General features: G+C 71.6%; 20 protein-coding genes. 8 read left to right on the forward strand and 12 right to left on the reverse strand.

What is annotated here, in order from left to right; all coding sequences use genetic code 11:
* Positions 1–70: 70 nt before the first annotated feature.
* Both rsmI and CWOE_RS26420 read right to left on the reverse strand, forming a co-directional pair.
* Complete coding sequence (rsmI, locus tag CWOE_RS26415; RefSeq protein ID WP_012936720.1) at positions 71–880, reverse strand: 16S rRNA (cytidine(1402)-2'-O)-methyltransferase; 810 nt, start codon at positions 878–880, stop codon at positions 71–73.
* A 3-nt stretch (positions 881–883) separates the two neighbouring features.
* Complete coding sequence (locus CWOE_RS26420; RefSeq protein ID WP_148261178.1) at positions 884–1,852, reverse strand: ROK family protein; 969 nt, start codon at positions 1,850–1,852, stop codon at positions 884–886.
* Between the two features lie 22 nt (positions 1,853–1,874).
* Here CWOE_RS26420 and CWOE_RS31530 point away from each other — a divergent pair, with 22 nt between their 5' ends.
* Complete coding sequence (locus CWOE_RS31530; RefSeq protein WP_012936722.1) at positions 1,875–3,119, forward strand: LCP family protein; 1,245 nt, start codon at positions 1,875–1,877, stop codon at positions 3,117–3,119.
* A 4-nt stretch (positions 3,120–3,123) separates the two neighbouring features.
* Here the strand turns inward: CWOE_RS31530 and CWOE_RS26430 are convergent, their stop codons facing one another.
* Positions 3,124–3,405, reverse strand: a complete 282-nt coding sequence (locus tag CWOE_RS26430) for a hypothetical protein (RefSeq protein ID WP_012936723.1) — start codon at positions 3,403–3,405, stop codon at positions 3,124–3,126.
* Positions 3,406–3,502: 97 nt separating this feature from the next.
* A complete protein-coding gene (locus CWOE_RS26435) occupies positions 3,503–3,859 on the reverse strand; it encodes an FmdB family zinc ribbon protein (protein WP_012936724.1) in 357 nt (118 codons plus the stop codon).
* Between the two features lie 103 nt (positions 3,860–3,962).
* On the opposite strand from CWOE_RS26435, the gene CWOE_RS26440 reads away from it, so the two are divergent.
* Together CWOE_RS26440 and CWOE_RS26445 are read left to right on the forward strand one after the other, a co-directional pair.
* Entirely contained in the window at positions 3,963–5,333 is a 1,371-nt protein-coding gene (locus CWOE_RS26440; RefSeq protein WP_012936725.1) for a glycine--tRNA ligase, read from the forward strand.
* A gap of 52 nt (positions 5,334–5,385) precedes the next feature.
* Positions 5,386–6,645, forward strand: a complete 1,260-nt coding sequence (locus CWOE_RS26445) for a ribonucleotide-diphosphate reductase subunit beta (RefSeq protein WP_012936726.1) — start codon at positions 5,386–5,388, stop codon at positions 6,643–6,645.
* Positions 6,646–6,662: 17 nt separating this feature from the next.
* On the opposite strand, the gene CWOE_RS26450 is transcribed toward CWOE_RS26445, so the two are convergent.
* The 6 genes from CWOE_RS26450 to CWOE_RS26475 all read right to left on the reverse strand — a co-directional run bounded on the left by CWOE_RS26450 (position 6,663) and on the right by CWOE_RS26475 (position 12,248).
* Entirely contained in the window at positions 6,663–7,190 is a 528-nt protein-coding gene (locus CWOE_RS26450) for a hypothetical protein (RefSeq protein ID WP_041731024.1), read from the reverse strand.
* A gap of 135 nt (positions 7,191–7,325) precedes the next feature.
* A complete protein-coding gene (locus CWOE_RS26455; RefSeq protein ID WP_012936728.1) occupies positions 7,326–7,964 on the reverse strand; it encodes a TetR/AcrR family transcriptional regulator in 639 nt (212 codons plus the stop codon).
* 77 nt (positions 7,965–8,041) lie between these two features.
* Entirely contained in the window at positions 8,042–8,473 is a 432-nt protein-coding gene (locus tag CWOE_RS26460; protein ID WP_012936729.1) for a hypothetical protein, read from the reverse strand.
* Positions 8,474–8,546: 73 nt separating this feature from the next.
* Positions 8,547–10,964, reverse strand: a complete 2,418-nt coding sequence (lon, locus tag CWOE_RS26465) for an endopeptidase La (RefSeq protein WP_012936730.1) — start codon at positions 10,962–10,964, stop codon at positions 8,547–8,549.
* Complete coding sequence (locus tag CWOE_RS26470) at positions 10,961–11,440, reverse strand: Hsp20/alpha crystallin family protein (protein ID WP_012936731.1); 480 nt, start codon at positions 11,438–11,440, stop codon at positions 10,961–10,963. Before CWOE_RS26470 ends, lon begins: the two co-directional genes overlap by 4 nt.
* A 16-nt stretch (positions 11,441–11,456) precedes the next feature.
* On the reverse strand, positions 11,457–12,248 hold the full coding sequence (locus tag CWOE_RS26475) for an MBL fold metallo-hydrolase (protein ID WP_012936732.1): 792 nt from the start codon (positions 12,246–12,248) through the stop codon (positions 11,457–11,459).
* A gap of 480 nt (positions 12,249–12,728) precedes the next feature.
* Between CWOE_RS26475 and CWOE_RS26485 the strand changes: the two genes are divergently transcribed.
* The 3 genes from CWOE_RS26485 to CWOE_RS26495 all read left to right on the forward strand — a co-directional run bounded on the left by CWOE_RS26485 (position 12,729) and on the right by CWOE_RS26495 (position 14,734).
* Positions 12,729–13,667, forward strand: a complete 939-nt coding sequence (locus CWOE_RS26485; protein ID WP_012936734.1) for an NAD-dependent epimerase/dehydratase family protein — start codon at positions 12,729–12,731, stop codon at positions 13,665–13,667.
* 16 nt (positions 13,668–13,683) lie between these two features.
* Positions 13,684–14,127 carry an SRPBCC family protein gene (locus CWOE_RS26490; protein ID WP_012936735.1) on the forward strand — a complete coding sequence of 148 codons (444 nt, stop codon included), beginning with the start codon at positions 13,684–13,686 and terminating at the stop codon, positions 14,125–14,127.
* 223 nt (positions 14,128–14,350) lie between these two features.
* Positions 14,351–14,734 carry a winged helix-turn-helix transcriptional regulator gene (locus tag CWOE_RS26495; protein WP_012936736.1) on the forward strand — a complete coding sequence of 128 codons (384 nt, stop codon included), beginning with the start codon at positions 14,351–14,353 and terminating at the stop codon, positions 14,732–14,734.
* A 75-nt stretch (positions 14,735–14,809) separates the two neighbouring features.
* Here CWOE_RS26495 and CWOE_RS26500 read toward each other — a convergent pair whose 3' ends face one another.
* Positions 14,810–15,805: a malate dehydrogenase gene (locus tag CWOE_RS26500; protein ID WP_012936737.1), complete on the reverse strand. Its 996-nt coding sequence runs from the start codon at positions 15,803–15,805 to the stop codon at positions 14,810–14,812.
* A gap of 122 nt (positions 15,806–15,927) precedes the next feature.
* Here CWOE_RS26500 and CWOE_RS26505 point away from each other — a divergent pair, with 122 nt between their 5' ends.
* A complete protein-coding gene (locus tag CWOE_RS26505; protein WP_012936738.1) occupies positions 15,928–17,580 on the forward strand; it encodes an acyl-CoA dehydrogenase family protein in 1,653 nt (550 codons plus the stop codon).
* Here the strand turns inward: CWOE_RS26505 and CWOE_RS26510 are convergent.
* A complete protein-coding gene (locus tag CWOE_RS26510; RefSeq protein ID WP_012936739.1) occupies positions 17,577–19,100 on the reverse strand; it encodes a carboxypeptidase M32 in 1,524 nt (507 codons plus the stop codon). The two genes, CWOE_RS26505 and CWOE_RS26510, sit on opposite strands and share 4 nt — an antisense overlap.
* A gap of 46 nt (positions 19,101–19,146) precedes the next feature.
* Here CWOE_RS26510 and CWOE_RS26515 point away from each other — a divergent pair, with 46 nt between their 5' ends.
* Positions 19,147–20,319 (forward strand): site-2 protease family protein, encoded by a 1,173-nt coding sequence (locus CWOE_RS26515; RefSeq protein WP_012936740.1) that lies wholly within the window; start codon positions 19,147–19,149, stop codon positions 20,317–20,319.
* The last annotated feature ends 47 nt before the right edge of the window (positions 20,320–20,366 follow it).

Below are 20,366 nucleotides of genomic sequence, written 5' to 3' on the forward strand. Positions count from 1 at the left end.
CCGCGCGCCCGGCCCGTCAGACGCTAGATCGTCCGACGATCGGACAATAGCGCGTTCGTGGCGGAAGTGACTACTCGGATTCTGTAAGCGCGCGGTAAAGGCTGTTCGCCGGCACGCCGGTCAGCTCCGCGACCACGCCGGCGGCGGGTCGTGTCTTCGCGCCGGCCGCCACGAGTCTGCGCAGCGCGGTCAGCGCCGGACCCAGCTCGGGCGCCACCGGCGTCGCCGCGCCGACGACCAGCACGACCTCGCCGCGCGGCGCGTCGGCCGCATAGCGCGCCGCGAGCTCGCTCGCGCTGCCGCGCACGACCTCCTCGTGCAGCTTCGTCAGCTCGCGGCAGACCGCCGCCGGGCGCTCGGGGTCCAGCTCGGCGAGCACGCCGAGCGTCGCCGCCAGCCGGTTCGGCGACTCGAACGCGACCAGCGTCTCGGGCGTCTCGAACGCGTCGCGCAGCTCGCCTCTCTTGCGCGGCAGGAAGCCGACGAAGCGCCAGCGCTCGGCCGGCAGCGCGGAGGCGACGAGCGCGGCGAGCGCGGCGCTGGGGCCCGGCAGCACCTCGACCGCGAGCCCCGCCGCGACGCACGCCTGCACGAGCAGGAAGCCCGGGTCGGAGACGAGCGGCATGCCGGCGTCGGAGACGAGCGCGACGTTGGCGCCCGCCTGCATCCGTCTGACCAGCTCGCTGGCGCGCTCGCGCTCGTTGTGCTCGTGGTAGGAGAGCAGCTCCCCGCCGACGCCGTAGCGGTCGAGCAGCACGCGCGTGCGGCGCGTGTCCTCACAGGCGATCAGGTCGGCTTCGCGCAGCGCCGAGAGGACGCGCAGCGTGACGTCTTCGAGGTTGCCGATCGGCGTCGGGCAGACGATCAGGCGCCCGGCCATCGCTCAGGTCACGCCCTGGCGGACCGCGTCGAGCGCGAGCGCACCGGCGCCGACCATCCCCGCCTCGGTGCCGAATCTCGCCGCCACGATGCTGAGGTGGTCGCGCGTCGGCGGCAGCGCGCGGCGCGCCATCTCTCTGCGCGCCGGCTCCAGCAGCAATTCGCCGGCGGCGATCACCCCGCCGCCGATCACGACGACGTCGGGGTTGAAGATGTTGGCGTAGTTGGCGATCCCGACGCCGAGATTGGTGCCGATCAGCGCGAGCGTGTCGATCGCCGCCTCGTCGCCGTCGTGCGCCAGCTCCGTGATCAGCGCGCCGGTGATCCCGCGGCCCTCCGCCATCGCGCGGCCGAGCGCCGAAGCGGGCCGCTCGCCCGCGATCCGCGTGCCCTCGCGCGCGAGCGCGGTGCCGGAGGCGAGCGTCTCCAGGCAGCCGTGGTTGGGGCAGTTGCCCTGGCAGGGCGGCCCGTCGGCCTGTATCACCATGTGGCCCAGCTCGGCTCCGGCGCCGATCGCGCCGCGATACGGCCGTCCGCCGAGGACCAGCCCGCCGCCGATGCCGGTCCCGATCGTCAACAGGACCGAGTCGGTCGCGCCCTGCGCGGCGCCGGCGCGATGCTCGGCCAGCGCGGCGAGGTTCCCGTCGTTGTCGACCTGGACCGGCAGCCCGAGCCGCTCGGCCATCACGTCGCGGAACGCCATGTCCTTGATCGGCAGGTTGACGGCCATCAGCGCCATGCCGTTGCGCTGGTCGATCAGGCACGGGATGCCGAAGCCGACCGCCACCACCTCGCCCGGCGCGGCGGCTCTCGCCTCCTCCACCCCGGCCACGATCGCGTCGACCAGCTCGCGCTGATCGAGGCCATGAACGGGGCGGTAGATACGGTTATGGACGTTCAGTCCGTCGTCGAGCACTCCGGCAAGCAGCTTCGTGCCGCCGAGGTCGACGCCGATAACGCACTCGGCCGACATCGTCGGCATATTAGACCGCCCCATGCCAGAGCACCGCGACGACCCCGACGAACGCGGCGATCAGCCGTCCTACCGCGTCTACCGCGCGGGCGGCGACCGCTCGGCGAGCCGCTCCGCGAACGAGCCCGCCGGACCCGCGGGCACGCCCGAATACTCCCGCTACCGCTCCAAGCCGCGCAGCCTGCGCGAGCGGCTGCGGGGCGAGGACGCCGGGCTCGACGGCCTCGCCGCGAGCGGCGGGCGCGGGGACGGGCGCGGCGGCGGACCGGACGGACCGGGCCGCCGACGGGGACTGCCGCGCCGACGGCGCGGCGGCGGCGGTCGGCGCGGGATCACGCCGGGCCGTGTCGTCAAGTGGATCGTGCTGGCGGTCGGCGCGTGGCTGGCGCTCTCGCTCGTGCTGTTCCTCGTCAGCGCGCAGATCCAGAAGGGCAAGGTCTCCGACTCGGCGAAGGCGGCGCTGACCGACGCCGGCTACCCACTCACGTCCGCCAACAACGTGCTGATCCTCGGCTCCGACCAGCGCGAGTCCGGAACGAAGGAGCCGGGCGCGAACACGAGCGGTCCGAGCCGTTCGGACACGATCATGCTGTGGCGCGTCGGCGGCGGGAAGTCCGCCCGCCTGTCGATCCCGCGCGACACGATCGTCGACATCCCCGGCCACGGCCTGAACAAGATCAACGCCGCCTACGCGTTCGGCGGCGCGGCGCTGTCGATCGACACGATCGAGCAGTACCTCGGCGTGCCGATCAACCATCTGATCGAGGTCGACTTCGAGAACTTCCCGAAGCTGATCGACGCGCTCGGCGGGATCACCGTCAAGACCGGCCGCGTCTGCTCCGACATCAGCGGCGGCAAGGCGAACGGCGGCTGGTCGCTGCGGCTCAGAGCCGGCGAGAACAAGCTCGACGGGGAGGACGCACTGGCGCTCGCCCGCACGCGCAAGAACAGCTGCAACCCGGCCGAGGACGACCTCACGCGCGCGAGACGGCAGCAGGACATCCTCAGCGGGATCAAGGACAAGGTCACCTCGCCGACGACGTTCTTCCGGCTGCCGTGGGTCTCGTGGGCGGCGCCGAAGGCGATGAAGACCGACATGGGCGGCCCGACGCTGCTCGGCTTCTTCGGTGCGAGCGCGATCGGCGGCACGCCGCCCGTCAGCGTGCTGAGACCGTCCAGCTTCCAGACGCTGCCCGACGGCGGTTCCGGGCTCGTCGTCTCCGACGCCGACAAGCAGGCGGCCGTGCGCGCCTTCATGGACGGCTGAGGACTCAGACGACGGCGAACTGCCAGCGCGCGACGACCGTCCCGCCGACCGACCAGACGACCCTGTAGGGGCCGCGCTGGAATCTCAGCGGCGTGATCGTCGGCGTGCCGGCGTCGCCGGTGGTCGTGTTGAAGCAGGTGCGGACCGGCTGTCTGCCGCCGCGCTTGACGCACGTGCGGTAGGGCGTCCGCGCCTGTGCGCGGTCGACGAAGACGAGGTCGGCGATCGCGCGACCGTCGGGACCGGCGAGCAGCCGGTGGGTCGGCGTCCGCAGCGTGTCGGCCACCTGGCCGACGTAGCGGGCGTCGGCGGCGTGCGCCGAGGCGGCGGGCAGCAGCAGGCACAGCGCGGCGAGCCCTGCGACGACCCAGGCCGACGCGGCCCTACGACGCGCTGCTGGTGGTGCTGGTGCTCTTCGCGGCCTTGTCGCCGCCGCTCGACGGCTTCGCGTCGGACGTTCTCGACGCGGTCGAGCCGCTGTCCGAGGTTCTGCTGTCGCTGCTCTTCTTGCCGTCACCGTTGCTCGTGCCCTCACCGGCGCTCTTCAGTTCGCGAGCGCGCTTCTTCGTACCGTAATCGGTGTTGTAGAAGCCAGAACCCTTGAAGTGGACGGCCGGAGCGTGCAGGACCCGCTGAGCTGGCGCGTCGCAGCTCTCGCACGAAGTCAGCGCGTCGTCGGTCATGCGTTGAAGCGTCTCGAACGTGTGCCCGTTCTCGCAGCGATACTCGTAGATCGGCATGGTCAGAGCAGTATAGGCGGTTCGTTGGCACTCTCTCGGCGAGAGTGCCAACGACAGCTCGCTCTGCACCGGTGCACCCGCTGCGGCTAGCATCCGCGTCCGAATGGCGACAGACATCGTGACCATGGACAAGATCGTGGCGCTCTGCAAGCGGCGCGGCTTCATCTTCCCCTCCTCCGAGATCTACGGCGGGGTCGGGTCGACGTACGACTACGGCCACTACGGCGTGCTGCTGAAGACGAACGTCAAGAGCGAGTGGTGGCGCGCGATGCTGCAGCAGCGCGACGACGTCGTCGCGATCGACTCCGCGATCATCCAGAGCCCGCGCGTGTGGGAGGCCAGCGGCCACCTCGCGGGGTTCAGCGACCCGCTCGTGCAGTGCCTCGGCGAGTGCAAGAGACGCTGGCGCCTGGACCACCTGCAGGAGGCCGCCGTCGAGAACGGCGAGGACCCCGCGCTGGTGCGCTGCCCGACGTGCGGCGGCGAGCTGAGCGAGCCGCGCGCGTTCAACCTGATGTTCGAGACGACCGTCGGCCCCGTCAGAGACGCCGGCGCGACCGTCTACCTGCGGCCCGAGACGGCGCAGGGCATCTTCATCAACTTCAAGAACGTCCTGCAGTTCGCGCGCAGAAAGCCGCCGTTCGGCATCGCGCAGGTCGGCAAGTCGTTCCGCAACGAGATCACGCCCGGCAACTTCATCTTCCGCACGCGCGAGTTCGAGCAGATGGAGATGGAGTTCTTCGTCCCGCCGGACGACGCGCCGAGATGGTTCGCCCACTGGCTCTCCGAGCGCGAGCGCTGGTACCACGAGCTGGGCATCCGGCCCGACCACCTGCGCCTGCGCGCGCACGACCAGGACGAGCTGTCGCACTACTCGTCCGGGACGAGCGACGTCGAGTACCTCTTCCCGATCGGCTGGTCGGAGCTGGAGGGGATCGCCAACCGCGGCGAGTTCGACCTCAACGCGCACAGAACCGCGTCGGGCGAGAAGCTGGAGTACATGGATCCGGGCACGGGCGAGCGCTACACCCCGCATGTGATCGAGCCGGCCGCGGGCGCGGACCGCGCGACGCTCGCCTTCCTCGTCGACGCCTACGACGAGGAGGAGGTCGAGGGCGACACGCGCACCGTGCTGCGCCTCCACCCGCGCCTCGCGCCCGTCAAGGTCGCCGTGATGCCGCTGCTGAAGAAGGGCGGCCACCCGGAACTGGCGAGAGAGATCTTCGCCGACCTGCGCGTGCGGATGCAGGGGGAGTACGACGAGGGCGGCTCGATCGGCAAGCGCTACCGGCGCCAGGACGAGATCGGCACGCCGTGGGGCGTCACGATCGACCACCAGTCGATCGAGGACCAGACGGTCACGCTGCGCGACCGCGACTCGCTCGAGCAGGTGCGGATCGCGATCGACGATCTCGCTCCGGAGCTGGAGCGCCGCCTGAAGGCGCCCTGGCAGAGCCCGAAGCTCACCGCCTGACCTCCTCGGCGTTGTACGGTTGCACCAAGCGGTGCAATCGAAGGAGGGGATCATGGCCGTCGTCAGCGCGACCGAGCAGATCAGCTACGAGGACCTCTACGCGCGCTGGGAGCGGGGCAACTGGCGCGCGACCGAGATCGACTTCACGGCCGACAGCGAGCAGTGGCAGGAGCGCTTCGACGCCTTCGAGCGCAGAGCCGCGCTGTGGAACTACTCGCTCTTCTTCCACGGTGAGGATGCCGTCGCCGACAACCTCTCGCCGTACATCGACGCCGCGCCGCTGGAGGAGCAGAAGTACTTCCTCACGACCCAGCAGGTCGACGAGGCGCGCCACGCCGTCTTCTTCAAGCGCTTCATGCACGAGGTCTGCGACGTCGGCGACGGCACGATGGCGGGTGGTCTCGCGGCGATCCAGCCCGACCTCACGTGGGGATTCCGCAGAGTCTTCGACCGGCTCGACACGATGGCCGACGAGTTGCGCCGCGACAGATCGAAGCCGAAGCTCGCGGCCGCGCTCGCTCTCTACCACCTGATCGTCGAGGCGACGCTGGCGCAGTCGGGCCAGCACTTCATCACCGGCTACCTCGAACAGCGCGACGTGCTGCCGGGCTTCTACGGCGGCATGCGCAACGTCGAGTTCGACGAGCAGCGTCACATCGGCTTCGGCGTCAAGCTGCTCTACGACCTCCAGCGCGAGGACCCGGAGTGCAAGGAGGCCGTCGCCGAGCTGCTGCGCGAGGTGCTGCCGTGGGCGCTCGCCGTGTTCGTGCCGCCGGGCTGGGACGAGCGCTACGCGACCGCGTTCGGCTTCGAGCTGCTCGACATCTACGAGATGGGCATCGCCTCGCTCGACAGCAAGCTGCGCGCCGCCGGGATGCCGATGGAGGAGCTGCGGCTGCCGCTCCCGCTCGACCTCTCCTCGCGCGAGCGCGCGGAGTACGGCATCGCGCTGCTGAGAGCCGGCTACCTCGGCGAGAAGGTGGGGCCGCCCGCGCGCGACACCGCCACGCTCGCGCTGCTGTTCGCCGGCGTCGAGCGCTCCGTCGACCACCGCCACGCGCCGCGCCAGCCGGTGACGATCGAGTGGGACTTCGCCGACGCCGAGCCGTGGCAGCTGCGGATCGACAACGGCGCGACCGAGGCGGCGCCCGGCCGCGCCGCCGCCGCGGACCTGACGTTCCGCTGCACGGTCGAGGACTGGGTCGACGTCTCGGCCGGGCGGATCGATCCGCGCATGGCGATGGTCCGACGCAAGCTGCGCCCGAGCGGCAACCTGCGCCTGCTGTTGCGGATGCAGAAGCTGTTCGCCTAGGTCAGCCGCGCCCGCGGCTACGTCAGCCGCGCCCGCGCGCTGAGCGCGAAGCGGCCGCCCGGAAGCGGAACGGCCGCGACCTGCTCGACGTCGATCCGCGGGTCGGAGAAGACGGGGTAACCGGCGAACACGCCGAGCAGTCCCTCCGGCCGCGCGATCACGCGCCCGTCGCGCGCGACGACACGCAGCTGCACCTCGGCCCCGCCGATCCGGCCTGCGAGCATGATCGCGCCGTCGCGGCGCGGGACGAGCGCCAGCTCGACGCGCGGCGGCAGCGCACGCGACAGCTCGTCGCCGTCGAGCACGGCGCGGCCGCTCAGCACGCCGTCGCGCTTGCGCAGGCGCACATCGTCGAGCGTCACGCCGGCCGTCGCCCGCACGCGTCCGATCCGCACGTCCAGCTCGCCGATGCCGCGCGTCTGCGCGAGCTCGTCAGCGAGGTCGATCCCGTCGGCGTCGTAGGAGCGCACGCGCGCCTCGACGCGGTCGGCGCGGCGCCACAGCAGCTCGACCGCCGGGAACGCCCGCACCTCCGCCTGCGTCACCTCCGCGGCGCCGCCGAGGCGGTCGCGGACCTCGTCCTCGGCGATCGAGGGCAGCAGCAGCTGCGCGACGACGAGCAGCGCCGCCAGTGCCGCGCCGCCGATGACGAGCGCTCGGCGCAGCGCGATCCCGGTCCGTTACGCGGGGTCGGCGATGAGGGTGCGCGCGGCGGCCACGGAGGCCGACACGGTGGGACGCGGATCGAGGTCCGGCTCGGTCAGGAAGCGCAGCGCGAGCCCGTCGGCGAGCGCGAGCAGGAAGCCGGCGACCGCGTCGGGCTCGGCGCCGAGCCGCAGCACGCCCTCCTCGCGCTTCTCCGCCAGCGAGTTCGCGAGGTGGCCGCGCATCTTGCGGCAGAGGTCCGCCAGCGCCTCCGCGATCTCCTCGTTGCGGCGCGACAACGTGAACAGCTCGAACATCAGCACGACGAGGTCGGAGTCGCCCTTGACCAGCTCGTCGAGCCCGCGCACGAGGCCCTCGATGAAATCGTCGGCCGTGTGGGCGCCCTGCAGCGCGGCGGCGAGGCTCTCGATGCGGATGTCGCAGTCGCGCCGGACGACCTCGACCAGCAGCCGTTCCTTCGTGCCGAAGTAGTAATGCAGCAGGCCGCGTGAGACGCCGGCCTCGCGCGCGACGTGATCGAACGTCGAGCCCGCCGCGCCGCGGGCCGCGACGCTCGCGCGCATCGCGTCGACGATGCGTCTGGCCTTGTCGCTCTCGAGCGTGCGCGCCGGAGCGCCGGGGGCGGTGCCGGCGATCGCGTCGGTTGCGGACATCCTTCGATCGTAGCTGGCCGCCCGGCCAAACGCACCCGGCGCCGCGCGCCGAGTGCGTGTGGCGGGAGGTGCGGCGGTCAGGCGGAGGGCGGCGCGGTGGTGGAGGTGTACTCGAACTCCTCCTCCTTGCCGAAGAGCGCGTCGAGCACCTTCGTGCGCAGATCCTCGCTGACCGCCAGCGCGATCGCGGCACCGACGGCGAGGAACAGCAGCTTGCGGCCGAGATGCTTCTTCTTCTTCGGCTTGGGTCCCTGCTTGAGGGCGGTGCCGGCGTCCTTCAGGGCGCCCGCGGCCTTGTTCAGGTCCTTCTGGACCTTCTTGTCCTCGACGAGCGCCTTCGGGCCCTTGCCGTCGCTGGCGACCCGCTCATATGCATCCTTCGCGGCTTCGAACGCGACGCGGAAGTTGTCCCGCAGGTCCTCGTCGTCGACGAGGCGCTGCACCCAGGGACTCGTCGTCGCAGCCGCCGCGGTCGCCGCCTTCTTCGCCTTCTTGGTGCGTGCTGCCATGCGAGGTGCTCCCTTGGTCCGTTGCTCTGGTGAGCATCACCATACCCCCTGCCTGGCGGGCTGACGCGGGTCCTCAGGCGGCTGCGGGGGCGCCGCGCGGCGCGCCCGGCCGTCTCCGCGCGGCTCTCGCGGCGAGCGCGATCTCGAGCACCTGCTCGATGCGCGAGACGAAGTGGAAGTCGAGGTCCTTGCGCAGGTGCTCGGGGATGTCGTCGACGTCCTGCTCGTTGAGCGCGGGCGCGAGCACGACTCTGATGCCGCTGCGCTGCGCCGCGAGCGCCTTCTCCTTCAGGCCCCCGATCGGCAGCACCTGGCCGGTCAGCGTGATCTCGCCCGTCATCGCGACGTCGGCTCGAACCGGCCTGCGCGTCAGCAGCGAGACGAGCGCCGTCGCGATCGTGATGCCGGCGCTCGGCCCGTCCTTCGGGATCGCGCCGGCCGGCACGTGGACGTGGACGTCGTGTCTGGCGAACCAGTCGTCGTCGATCCCCTCGGGCGGGTGGCTGCGGACCCACGACAGCGCCGCCTGCGCGGACTCGCGCATCACGTCGCCGAGCTGCCCGGTGATCGTCAGCTTGCCGCTGCCCGTCATCGCCGTCGCCTCGACGAACAGCACGTCGCCGCCGACCGGCGTCCAGGCGAGCCCGGTCGAGACGCCCGGCTCCGCCGTCCGTCGCCGCGTCTCGCGGAAGACACGCCGCTTGCCGAGCAGCTCGCGCGCCTTCGGCGCGCTGACGGTGACCTTTCTCTTGACTCTGCCCTCGGCGACCTGGCGCGCGATCTTGCGGCAGACGGTGCCGATCTCGCGTTCGAGCCCGCGCACGCCCGCCTCGCGGGTGTAGTCGGAGACGATCGTCTTGAGCGCCGCGTCGCTGAACGCGATCTGCGCTCTGCGCAGGCCGTTGCGCTCGATCTGCCGCGGCACGAGGTAGCGGCGCGCGATCTCCAGCTTCTCCTCCTCGGTGTAGCCGGCGAGCTGGATCGTCTCCATCCGGTCGCGCAGCGGGCCGGGGATCGTGTCGAGCGTGTTCGCCGTCGTCACGAACATCACGTCGGAGAGGTCGAACGGCAGGTCGAGGTAGTGGTCGCGGAAGGTCGCGTTCTGCTCGGGGTCGAGCACCTCCAGCATCGCGCTGGCCGGGTCGCCGCGGAAGTCGGAGCCCATCTTGTCGATCTCGTCGATCATGAACAGCGGGTTCTTGGAGCCGGCGTCGCGCAGCGCGCGGACGATCACGCCCGGCATCGCGCCGATGTAGGTGCGGCGGTGGCCGCGGATCTCGGCCTCGTCGCGGACGCCGCCGACCGAGATGCGCTCGAATCTGCGCCCGAGCGCTCTCGCGATCGATCTGCCGAGCGACGTCTTGCCGACGCCGGGCGGTCCGACGAGGCAGAGGATCGAGCCGCGGGCGTCCGGCTTCAGCTTCCGCACCGCGAGGAACTCGAGGATGCGGTCCTTCACCTGCTCGATGTCGTAGTGGTCCTCGTCGAGCACGGTGCGGGCGTGTCTGAGGTCGAGGTTGTCGGCGGTCCGCTCGCTCCACGGCAGCGCCGCGATCCACTCCAGGTAGCCGCGGATCACGCCGTGCTCGGCGGAGGCGGGCGGAATCCGCTCCAGCCGCGACAGCTCGCGGTCGACCTGCTTGCGGACCTCCTCCGGCAGCTCGAGCTCGTCGAGCTGCTCGCGCAGCTCCTCTGCCTCGGCGGCCATCTCGTCGCCCTCGCCCAGCTCCTCCTGGATTGCCTTCAGCTGCTGGCGCAGGAAGTACTCGCGCTGGGTTCTGTCGAGCTCGGACTGGACCTGCGACTGGATCTTGGAGCCGAGCGCGACGACCTCCAGCTCGCGCGCGAGGATCTCGGAGAGGCGGCGCAGCCGCTTGGCGACGTCGCGCTCCTCCAGCAGCTGCTGCTTCTCCTCGGTTCTGATCCGCAGCGCACTCGCGATCAGGTGGCTGAGCGCGCCCGGGTCGTCGAGGTTCGCGATCGCGATGTGCAGCTCCTCGGGCAGGTACGGGACCTCCTCGACGATGTTCGAGAAGGTCGCCTGCACGTTGCGCATCAGCGCGATCAGCTCGGGCGTCTCCTGCCCGCCGGAGTCGGGCGCCTCCGCGATCCGCGCGACGAGGTACGGCTCCGTTCTGTCCCAGCCGGCGACGCGTATCCGCTGCGTCGCCTGCACGAGGATCCGCAGCGTGCCGTCCGGCACCTTCAGCATCCGCGCGACGACGCCCGCGACGCCGACGTCGTAGAGGTCCTCGGGCCCGGGCGTCTCCAGCTCCGGCTTGCGGCTCGCGACGAGCGCGATCATGCGGTCGCCGCCGAGCACGTCGTTGACGAGCGCCATGCTGCGCTCCTGGCCGACGGCGAGCGGCACGAGCGTCTCGGGGAACGTGACGCTGTCGCGCAGCGGCAGGACCGGCAGCGCCGCCGGCAGGCCGCGCTGAGTCGGAACCTCGATCTCGCGCGCCTGGCCGGGGGTGCCGATCTCGATCACTCGGATCCGCCTGACCCGGCTCTGGTGCGGGGTACCTCGATCGGAACGCTGCGACGGCGCGACTGCGGCTGCACCAGCGGCAGCTCGACGCGCAGCAGGCCGTCCTCGTAGACGGCCTTCGCCTCCTCGGCGCGCACCTCCGCGCCAAGCTGGACGACGCGCCGGAACGGGCCGTGCTCGATCTCGACCTGCTGATAGATGCGGTTCTCCGCCTCGTTCGGGCGGCGGTGGCCGGAGAGCACCAGCTCGCGACCCTGGATCTCCAGCGCGAGTCTGTCAGCGTCGATGCCGGGCAGCTCCGCCGTCACGACCGCGCGCGGCGGCTCGTCGGCGTAGTAGACGTCGACCGCCGGCGAGAAGCCGCCGCGCTTGCGCGGAGCGATCCCGGGACGCTGGAAGACGTCGCCGAACAGCTCGTCCATCTCCCGCCGCATCCGCTCGAAGTTCGCGAAGAGATCGCGTTCCGGTGGAGCCATACGGCGGAATGTACCCCTACACGGTGTAGACCGCGCCTTCGTGCGCGATCTCGATCGGCCCGCCGAACGTGCGCTCGGCCTCCGAGCGCGCCCGTGCCAGGTCGGCGTCGGCTGCGATGTGGGTCAGCACGAGCCGTCTCGCGGCGGCCTCGCGGCCGTGCTCGCCGGCCTCGGCGGCGGTCAGGTGACCGCGGTGCCCGTTCGTCTCCGGCTGGTCGAGCGTCGCCTCCAGCATCAGCAGGTCACTATCGCGCGCGAACTCGACGAGCGCCTCGTTGGGACAGCAGTCGGCCCCGAACGTGAAGCTGCCGGTCGCGCCCGTGACCTTGACGGCGTGTGTGCGGATGAAGTGCGGGACCTCGTGGAAGGAGATCGTCAGCGGACCCAGCTCGATCCGCCCGACCGGGTCGTACTCGATCAGGCAGAAGGCCTGCTCGACCAGCTCCGGCGTCTGCCAGGCGCCGGCGATCTGGCGGAAGACGTCGCGGCCGCCGGGCGGCACGTAGAGCGTCGGCCGCGAGCGCGGGAACGATCTCGCCCGCGGCGAGTACGACAGCGCGTACGAGTACGGGATCAGGTCGATGCAGTGGTCGGCGTGCAGGTGCGTGACCACGACGGCGTCGACCGTCTCGTAGTCGTGCACCTCGCGCAACTTGCCGAAGACGCCGTTGCCGCAGTCGAGCAGCAGGCAGACGCCGTCCTCCTCGATCAGGTAGCCGCTGCACGCTCCGCCGGCGTCCTGCCAGGCGGGCGATTTTCCGAGCACGGTGATCTTCACGCCGAGGGCCGTCCCACGTGGGTGGGACATGCTAGCCGTGTGGCCAGCTTCAGGCGTGGAGGGCTGCCTGCTCCTGCGCCGAGGGCATCGCCCAGACGGCCTGGGTGCGGCGTTCCTGACGGAACTGGAAGCGCAGCTGGCGGGGCGGGCGGAGCCCGTCTGGATGAGCCGGCCGGAACGTCGCGCACGGCTCGTCGTCCGCGAGCGCACAGAGGAGGTTCTGACGGAAGAAGCAGTCTTCGCAACCCACTCTGCGTCCGTTCCCACGACCCTTCGCCATTCTGCGCTTCGACCTCCTTCGACTGGCCTCTCGGGCCGCCTGCTCGTAACCGGAGGCGGCAGTGAAACAGAAGTGCCGGGGAGGGCTCAATGCCGTTTCCCGCAAAACGCAGGAACTTTCTCTCGCGACCGGAAGATCCTGCAAATCCGTGGATTTTTGCTATGAGGCGCTGAAAGCCCCCGCACTTTGCGGAGCTTTCTCGCAAACCGTCCAGCCACACTGTCAGGAGCATGCGAATCCTGATAACGGGCGTCAGCGGCTTCGTCGGCTCGCGGCTCGTCCCACGCCTCCGCGACGACGGTCACGAGCTGCGCGGCTTTGCGCGCGACGCAGCCCGCGTGACGGTCGACGTCCCGCTCGCGATCGGCGACGCGGTCACCGGCACGGGGCTGGCCGCGGCGCTCGACGGCGTCGAGGTCGCCTACTTCCTGATCCACTCGATGGAGCCGCCGCCCGCGAACGGCGACCAGCGCCCCGACCCGTTCGCCGATCGCGAGCGCCGTGCGGCCGAGCGCTTCGCGGACGCGGCCGCCGCGGCCGGCGTGCGGCGGATCGTCTACCTCGGCGGGCTCGTGCCCGAGCAGGCGCCGGCGTCGACCCACCTCGCGAGCCGGCTCGCGGTCGAGCGCGTGCTGCTCGACGCGGTGCCGGACTCGATCGCGCTGCGCGCCTCGATCGTGATCGGCGCGCGCTCGCGCTCGTTCCGCTTCCTCGTCAGGCTGATCGAGCGGATGCCGGTGCTGGCGCTGCCGGGCTGGCGCGACTTCCGCACCCGGCCGATCGACGAGCGCGACGTCGTCGAGCTGCTCGCGCACGCCGCCTCCGCCGAGCTGCCGCCCGCCACCGGCCGCTCGCTCGACATCGCGGGGCCGGACGTCGTCAGCTACCGCGAGCTGATCGAGCGGATCCGCGACCTGCTGCTGCTCGACCGCCCGGTGCTCGCGCTCGACCCGCCCGCGCCGGCGAGCATCACGAGCCGGATCGCGGCGGCGATCGCGGGCGAGCAGCACGCGCTCGTCGGCCCGCTGATGGCCGGCCTCTCGAGCGACCTGCTGCCTCGCACCGACGACGCGGCGGCGCTGCTCGGCGTGCGCCTGCACCGCCTCGACGCGGCGATCGAGCACGCGCTCGGCGAGTGGGAGCGCGAGGAGCCGCTCGCGGCGCGGTGACGGGTAGGGTGCCGGCATGACCGTCGTCCGCACCGCGATCGAGATCGCAGCTCCGCAGGAGCGCGTGTGGGAGGTCCTGATGGACCCGCGGCGGCTCGCCGACTGGGTCACGATCCACCGCAGACTGAGCGAGGCGCCGGCGCGGCTCGTGCGCGGCTCGACGTTCGAGCAGACGCTCAACCTGCGCGGCGCCCACCTGCACGTCGCGTGGACCGTCGTCGATCTCGACCCGCCGCGACGCGCGGTCTGGAACGGCCGCGGTCCCGTCCACTCGCACGCGTCGATCGTCTACGAGCTGAGCCCGAACGGCACGGGCACGCGCTTCGAGTACACGAACGAGTTCAAGACCCCCGGCGGCCCGCTCGGCGCGGTCGCCGGTCGGGTGCTCGTCGGCGGGCTCTCCGAGCGCGAGGCGCAGCGCTCGCTGGAGCGGCTCAAGCTGCTCCTGGAGCGACAGTGACTCGGTCCCAGTTCATTTCATTCCACCAGTGAGGGCCGCTCACGGTCCACCGCGCTAAGATTCGGATCGGCCGGCTCGGACGCAGTGACGAGACGGTCTTTTGAACATATACGTAGGGGGAATTCAGGGGGCGGACCGTTCGGCCGTGTCAGTTGCCGAAGCGTGAACGTTTGCGTCTTCCATCCTCCGTCGGGGCCAATCAGGAGAAAGGACCGGAGACGACGTGGCTGACTTTCTCAACGCGAAAGTGAAAGAGATCGAGGGGCGTCTGAAGGAACTGCGACCGCTGCTCGACGAGTACCACCGGCTCGAAGCCGCCGCGGCGGCGCTGGGCGACGTCGAGGCGCGTCCGGCGGGACGCACGCGCGGAGCCGCCGCGCGCAGCAACGGAGCAGGCAGCACGCGGCGCGGGCGTCCGCGCGGCAGCCGCGGCGAGAACACGCGCGCGGCACAGGCGGTCGAGTTGGTGCGCACGCGTCCCGGGATCTCGATCCCGGAGCTCGCCGAGCACATGGGCATCAAGCCCAACTACCTCTACCGCATTCTCCCCCAGCTCGAGGAGGAGGGGAAGGTGCGGCGCGAGGACAAGGGCTGGCATCCGGCGTAGGCCGGACGCCGCCCCCGCATTCCCCCAGGTCACTGGCGCGCACCCCCCGCGCCGGTGCCCGATCCCGGCCTGGCGCTAGATCAGGCCGAGCTGTCTGATCGCCGCGCGCTCCTCGACCAGCTCGTTGGCGCTCGCGTCGATCCGCGCGCGTGAGAAGGCGTCGATCTCCAGGCCCTGGACGATCTCGTACTCGCCGCCGGGCTTCGTCGTGCACGGGAACGAGGAGATGATCCCCTCGGGCACGCCGTAGGAGCCGTCGGACGGGACCGACATCGACACCCAGTCGCCGGCCGGCGTGCCGAGCACCCAGTCGTGGACGTGGTCGATCGCCGCGTTCGCCGCCGACGCGGCGCTGGAGGCGCCGCGCGCGTCGATGATCGCCGCGCCGCGCTTCTGCACCGTCGGGATGAAGTCGTTCTCCAGCCACGCCTGGTCGTTCACCAGCTCAGCCGCGTTCTGCCCGTTCACCTTCGCGTGGAAGATGTCGGGGTACTGGGTCGCCGAGTGGTTGCCCCAGATCGTCACGTTGGTGATGTCCTTCACCGCGGCGCCGGTCTTCTTCGACAGCTGCGCGATCGCGCGGTTGTGGTCGAGCCGCGTCATCGCGTGGAAGCGGTCCTTCGGCACGTCGGGCGCGTTGCTCGCCGCGATCAGCGCGTTGGTGTTCGCCGGGTTGCCGACGACGAGCACCTTGATGTCGTCCGCGGCGTGCGCGTTGATCGCCTGGCCCTGCGGCTTGAAGATGCCGCCGTTGGCCTCCAGCAGGTCCGCGCGCTCCATGCCTCTGGAGCGCGGGCGCGCGCCGACGAGCAGGCCGACGCTCGCGCCGTCGAACGCGACGTTCGCGTCGTCGGTCGCCTCGACGCTGTGCAGCAGCGGGAAGGCGCAGTCGTCCAGCTCCATGATCACGCCCTCCACCGCCTTCAGCGCGGGGGTGATCTCGAGCAGCCGCAGCGAGACGGGCTGGTCGGGTCCGAGCAGGGCGCCGCTGGCGATGCGGAACAGCAGGGCGTAGCCGATCTGGCCGGCGGCACCGGTGACGGCGACGCGGACGGGTTGCTTGTCAGTCACGAAACCTGAGCCTTTCTCGTCGAGATAGGCCGGCGATGCTATCGACGGGCGGCCCCCAGCGGTCCTCGCACCGCCCGGCGCAACCGCCGCCAGGTGGTGCAGATCGTGGTTGACTGTCACGCATGTCGCTCGCGCCGCCCGGGGACACGCAGGTCACGCACGCCGTCTCCAACCAACCGCCGCCGCTGGAGGGCATCGACCTCTTCACGACCAACCGTCCGCTCGTCGAGGCGCTCGAGCGCGAAGGCGGCGGCTGGGCCCGCGCCGACGCGGTGATGGTCGGCGAGATCGCCGGCGGCGACGCGATCCGCTGGGGCTTCGAGGCGAACGAGAACCCGCCGAGACTGAAGACGCACGACCGCTTCGGCAACCGCGTCGACCAGGTCGAGTTCCATCCCTCGTGGCACCGGCTGATGCAGACGTCGGTCGAGCACGCGATCCACGCGCTGCCGTGGCGCGAGGAGCGCGCCGGCGCGCACGCGGCGCGCACGGCGCTGTCGCTGACCTTCTCGCAGGTCGAGGCCGGCCACGGCTGCCCGATCACGATGACGTTCGCCGCCGTCCCGGCGCTGCGCGCCCAGCCGGAGCTGCTCGACGTGTGGGAGGAGCGCCTCACCTCGGCCCGCTACGACAGCCGCGACGTGCCGGCCGCAGAGAAGACCGGCGCCCTCTGCGGGATGGGGATGACCGAGAAGCAGGGCGGCTCCGACGTGCGCGCCAACACGACCGTCGCACGCGCGGTCGGCGGGGGCGGTCCCGGCGGCGAGTACGCGCTGACCGGGCACAAGTGGTTCTGCTCGGCGCCGATGTGCGATCTCTTCCTCGTGCTCGCGCAGATCGAGGGCGAGGGCGTCTCCTGCTTCGCGGTGCCGCGCTGGCGGCCGGACGGGACCCGCAACGCCTTCCACCTGCAGCGGCTCAAGGACAAGCTCGGCAACCGCTCCAACGCGTCGAGCGAGGTCGAGTTCGCCGGCGCCTACGGCCAGCTCGTCGGCGAGCCCGGCCGCGGCGTCGCGACGATCATCGAGATGGTCAACCACACGCGCCTGGACTGCGTGATCGGCTCTGCCGCCGGGATGCGCTGGGCGACCGCGCTCGCGACCCACCACGCCGCCCACCGCAGCGCGTTCGGTCGGCTGCTGATCGAGCAGCCGCTGATGGCGAACGTGCTCGCCGACCTGTGCGTCGAGTCGGAGGCCGCGACGATCGCTGCGATGCGGCTCGCACGCGCATACGACGAGCAGGACCACCCGTTCAAGCGGATCGCGACCGCGGTGATGAAGTACTGGGTCTGCAAGCGCAACGCGCAGCACGCGGCCGAGGCGATCGAGGTGCTGGGCGGCAACGGCTATGTCGAGGAGTCGGGCATGCCGCGGCTCTACCGCGAGGCGCCGTTGAACTCGATCTGGGAGGGCTCGGGCAACGTCATGTGCCTCGACGTCCTGCGCGCGCTCCACCGCGAGGAGGGCACGCGCGACGCCTTCCTCGCCGAGCTGGCGCTCGCCGGCGGCGCCGATCCGCGCCTCGACGCGCACGTCGCGCGGCTGCGCGACGAGCTTGCCGACCCGACCGACGCGGAGCTGCGCGCCCGCCGCCTCGTCGAGGCGATGGCGCTCGCGCTGCAGGGCTCGCTCGTCGTGCGCCACGCTCCGCCCGCCGTCGCCGAGGCGTTCTGCGCCGCGCGCCTGGCCGGCGACCACGGCCACGCGTTCGGCACGCTGCCGCCCCACGTCGACTTCGCGTCGATCGTGGAACGGAACCGCCCCGCGCTCTAGCCCAACCCGTAGAGCGGCGTCAGCTTCGCGCGCAGGTAGTCGGCGAACGGCTGCACGGCGATCGGGCCGCCGACGATCCGCTGCACCAGCTCCTTCGGCGGGAACTTGCGGCCGTGGCGGTGCAGTCTGTCGCCGAGCCACGCGCGCAGCGCCGCGCCGTCGCCGGCCGCCAGCTGCGCGTCGAGGTCGGGCAGCTCCGCCTGCGCGCGCTGCCACAGCTGCGCGGCGATCAGGTTGCCGAGCGCGTACGTCGAGAAGTAGCCGATCTCGCCGGCCGACCAGTGGACGTCCTGCAGCACGCCGTGAGCGTCGTCGGGCACGTCGATGCCGAGGTACTCCTTCATGCGCGCGTTCCACGCCTCGGGCAGGTCCTTCAGCGCGAGCGTGCCGGCGATCATCTCGCGCTCCAGCTCGAAGCGCAGGATGATGTGCAGCCCGTACGTCGCCTCGTCGGCCTCGACGCGGATCAGCGACGGCGCGACCTTGTTGACGGCACGGTAGAACGCCTCGCTGTCGACCGTGCCGAAGCGGTCCGGGAAGACGCGCTGCAGCTCGCCGTGGAGAAAGCCGGTGAACGGGCGGCCGCGCCCGACGACGTTCTCCCACAGGCGGCTCTGCGACTCGTGCAGGCCGAGCGACGCACCGCTCGCCAGCGGCGTGCGCGCGAGCGCCGGCGCGACGCCGGCCTCGTAGAGGCCGTGGCCCATCTCGTGGATCGCGCCGTAGAGCGACATCCCGATGTAGCTCGGGTCGTAGCGCGTCGTGAGCCGCACGTCGCTGGGGCCGAAGCTCGTCGCGAACGGGTGCGCGGCCTCGTCCAGGCGCCAACCGTCGGGCGACCAGCCAAGCCGGCCGAGCACGCCGCGCACGAGCTGCTGCTGGCGGGCGGCGTCGAAGTCGCCGTGCAGCGGCGCGGCGTCGATCGCGTCCGCGCGCTGGGCGACCTCGGCGATCAGCGGAACGAGCTGCGCGCGCAGCTCGTCGAAGAGGGCGGCGACCTCGGCCGTCTTCATCCCCTCCTCGTAGTCGTCGAGCAGCACGTCGTAGGGGTCGTCCCAGCCCTCGTCGTCGAACAGCTCGACGTAGCGGCGCTTGAGCTCGACGTTGCGCTCCAGGAACGGCAGGAACGCGGCGAAGTCCGATCTCGCGCGGGCGTCGACCCACGCCTGGTGGCCGAGCCCGCCGGCGCGCCCCAGCTCGACGGCCAGCTCCGACGGCACGCGCCGCGCCTTCTCCCAGTCGCGCCGCGTGACGCGGATCAGCGCGGCGTCGTCGGAGTCGGGATCGGCGCTGCGGAGCGCTTCCTCCTCGCCCTCCAGCTCGCCGAGCAGCCGGCCGATCGCGGGGTCGGTGAAGCGGTCGTGGACGATGCCGCTGAGCGTCCCGAGCTGCTCGGCCCGCTGCGCGTTGGCGCGCTCGGGCATCATCGTCTGCTGGTCCCAGCTCAGCAGCCCGGCGGCGTTGCCGAGGTCGTCGATCTCCGCCAGTCGCTGCCGCAGCTCCTGCAATGCCGCGCTCATGGGCCTCCTCGATGGTCGAACGTCGTCGCTGTGCGACCATTCCAGCATGTTCGGCAGGTCTGGCTCGATCCAGCTCGCACGCATCTTCGGGATTCGCGTCGGCGTCGACTTCAGCTGGTTCGTCGTCCTCTTCATCGTGATCTTCTGGCTCTCGGACGAGTTTCAGCGCTCGCTCGACAGCTCCGAGACGACCGCGTACGTGACCGCGGTCGTCAGCGCGCTGCTGCTGTTCGGCTCGGTGATCGTGCACGAGCTGGGCCATGCGCTGACCGCGCGCCGGCACGGGATCGACGTCGCCGGCATCACGCTCTCGCCGCTCGGCGGCTTCGCGATGATGAGCCGCGAGAGCCGCACCCCGCGCGAGGAGCTGCAGGTCGCCGGCGCCGGCCCACTCGCGACGCTCGGGATCCTCGTCGTCTGCATGCTGCTCGGCGTCGCGATCTACGGGCCGGGCACGTTCGCCGACGCGGCGACGCTGCAGAACGACCTGCCGACGACCCCGGTCTCGTTGACGCTCGGCTGGCTCGTGACGATGAACGCGATCGTGCTGGTGTTCAACATGATCCCCGCGTTCCCGCTCGACGGCGGCCGGATCGCCCGCGGCCTCGTGTGGAAGTGGACGGGCGACCGCGAGCGCGGCTCGCGCGCCGCCGCGCGGCTCGGTCAGGGGTTCGGCATCGTGCTGATGGGCCTCGGCGTCTGGGCGCTCGTCGCGTTCGACCCGTTCATCGGCATCTGGTGCCTGCTGGTCGGCTTCATGATCAATGGCTCCGCGCGGGCGCTGCTGGCGCAGACCGTCTTCACCGCGCAGCTGGAGGACGTGCGCGTCGCCGACATCATGGACGAGCAGCCGGTGAGCGTCCCCGACGAGCTGACGGCCGACCGCGCGCTCGACGAGTTCTTCCTGCGCTACCGCTGGCCGTGGTTCCCCGTCGTCGACGGGGCGGGACGGTTCGTCGGCGTGCTGCGCGAGGAGGGAGCGCGCGACGCCGTCGAGCGCGGTCGCCCGGTGCAGCCGGTCGTCGAGCTGATGGAGGCCGACGACGGCGAGCACTGGCGGATCGGGCAGGACCAGTCGCTGCGCGCGCTGCTGGAGGCCGACGGGATGCGCTCGCTCGGCGCGATCATGGCCGTCGACGGAACCGGCGTCCTGCGCGGCGTCGTGACGGTCGGGCGCCTGCGCCGCGCGGTCCAGGCCGCCGTCGCGACGCGCCCCTGACCGCTCGTAGCTCGCGCCTCTGACCGCGCGTTCTTCCCACGAGCGCT

The sequence above is a fragment of the Conexibacter woesei DSM 14684 genome, assembly GCF_000025265.1.
Taxonomy (GTDB): Bacteria; Actinomycetota; Thermoleophilia; order Solirubrobacterales; family Solirubrobacteraceae; genus Conexibacter; species Conexibacter woesei.

What these genes read in the sequence shown, in the direction of transcription:
- CWOE_RS26485 (WP_012936734.1), top strand. Translation starts at nt 12,729, where the DNA reads ATGCGAATCCTGATAACGGGCGTCAGCGGCTTCGTCGGCTCGCGGCTC.
- CWOE_RS26490 (WP_012936735.1), top strand. Translation starts at nt 13,684, where the DNA reads ATGACCGTCGTCCGCACCGCGATCGAGATCGCAGCTCCGCAGGAGCGC.
- CWOE_RS26435 (WP_012936724.1), bottom strand. Translation starts at nt 3,859, where the DNA reads ATGCCGATCTACGAGTATCGCTGCGAGAACGGGCACACGTTCGAGACG.
- CWOE_RS26455 (WP_012936728.1), bottom strand. Translation starts at nt 7,964, where the DNA reads ATGTCCGCAACCGACGCGATCGCCGGCACCGCCCCCGGCGCTCCGGCG.
- CWOE_RS26445 (WP_012936726.1), top strand. Translation starts at nt 5,386, where the DNA reads ATGGCCGTCGTCAGCGCGACCGAGCAGATCAGCTACGAGGACCTCTAC.
- CWOE_RS31530 (WP_012936722.1), top strand. Translation starts at nt 1,875, where the DNA reads ATGCCAGAGCACCGCGACGACCCCGACGAACGCGGCGATCAGCCGTCC.
- CWOE_RS26515 (WP_012936740.1), top strand. Translation starts at nt 19,147, where the DNA reads ATGTTCGGCAGGTCTGGCTCGATCCAGCTCGCACGCATCTTCGGGATT.
- CWOE_RS26475 (WP_012936732.1), bottom strand. Translation starts at nt 12,248, where the DNA reads ATGTCCCACCCACGTGGGACGGCCCTCGGCGTGAAGATCACCGTGCTC.
- CWOE_RS26440 (WP_012936725.1), top strand. Translation starts at nt 3,963, where the DNA reads ATGGCGACAGACATCGTGACCATGGACAAGATCGTGGCGCTCTGCAAG.
- rsmI (WP_012936720.1), bottom strand. Translation starts at nt 880, where the DNA reads ATGGCCGGGCGCCTGATCGTCTGCCCGACGCCGATCGGCAACCTCGAA.
- CWOE_RS26460 (WP_012936729.1), bottom strand. Translation starts at nt 8,473, where the DNA reads ATGGCAGCACGCACCAAGAAGGCGAAGAAGGCGGCGACCGCGGCGGCT.
- CWOE_RS26420 (WP_148261178.1), bottom strand. Translation starts at nt 1,852, where the DNA reads ATGTCGGCCGAGTGCGTTATCGGCGTCGACCTCGGCGGCACGAAGCTG.
- CWOE_RS26505 (WP_012936738.1), top strand. Translation starts at nt 15,928, where the DNA reads ATGTCGCTCGCGCCGCCCGGGGACACGCAGGTCACGCACGCCGTCTCC.
- CWOE_RS26470 (WP_012936731.1), bottom strand. Translation starts at nt 11,440, where the DNA reads ATGGCTCCACCGGAACGCGATCTCTTCGCGAACTTCGAGCGGATGCGG.
- CWOE_RS26510 (WP_012936739.1), bottom strand. Translation starts at nt 19,100, where the DNA reads ATGAGCGCGGCATTGCAGGAGCTGCGGCAGCGACTGGCGGAGATCGAC.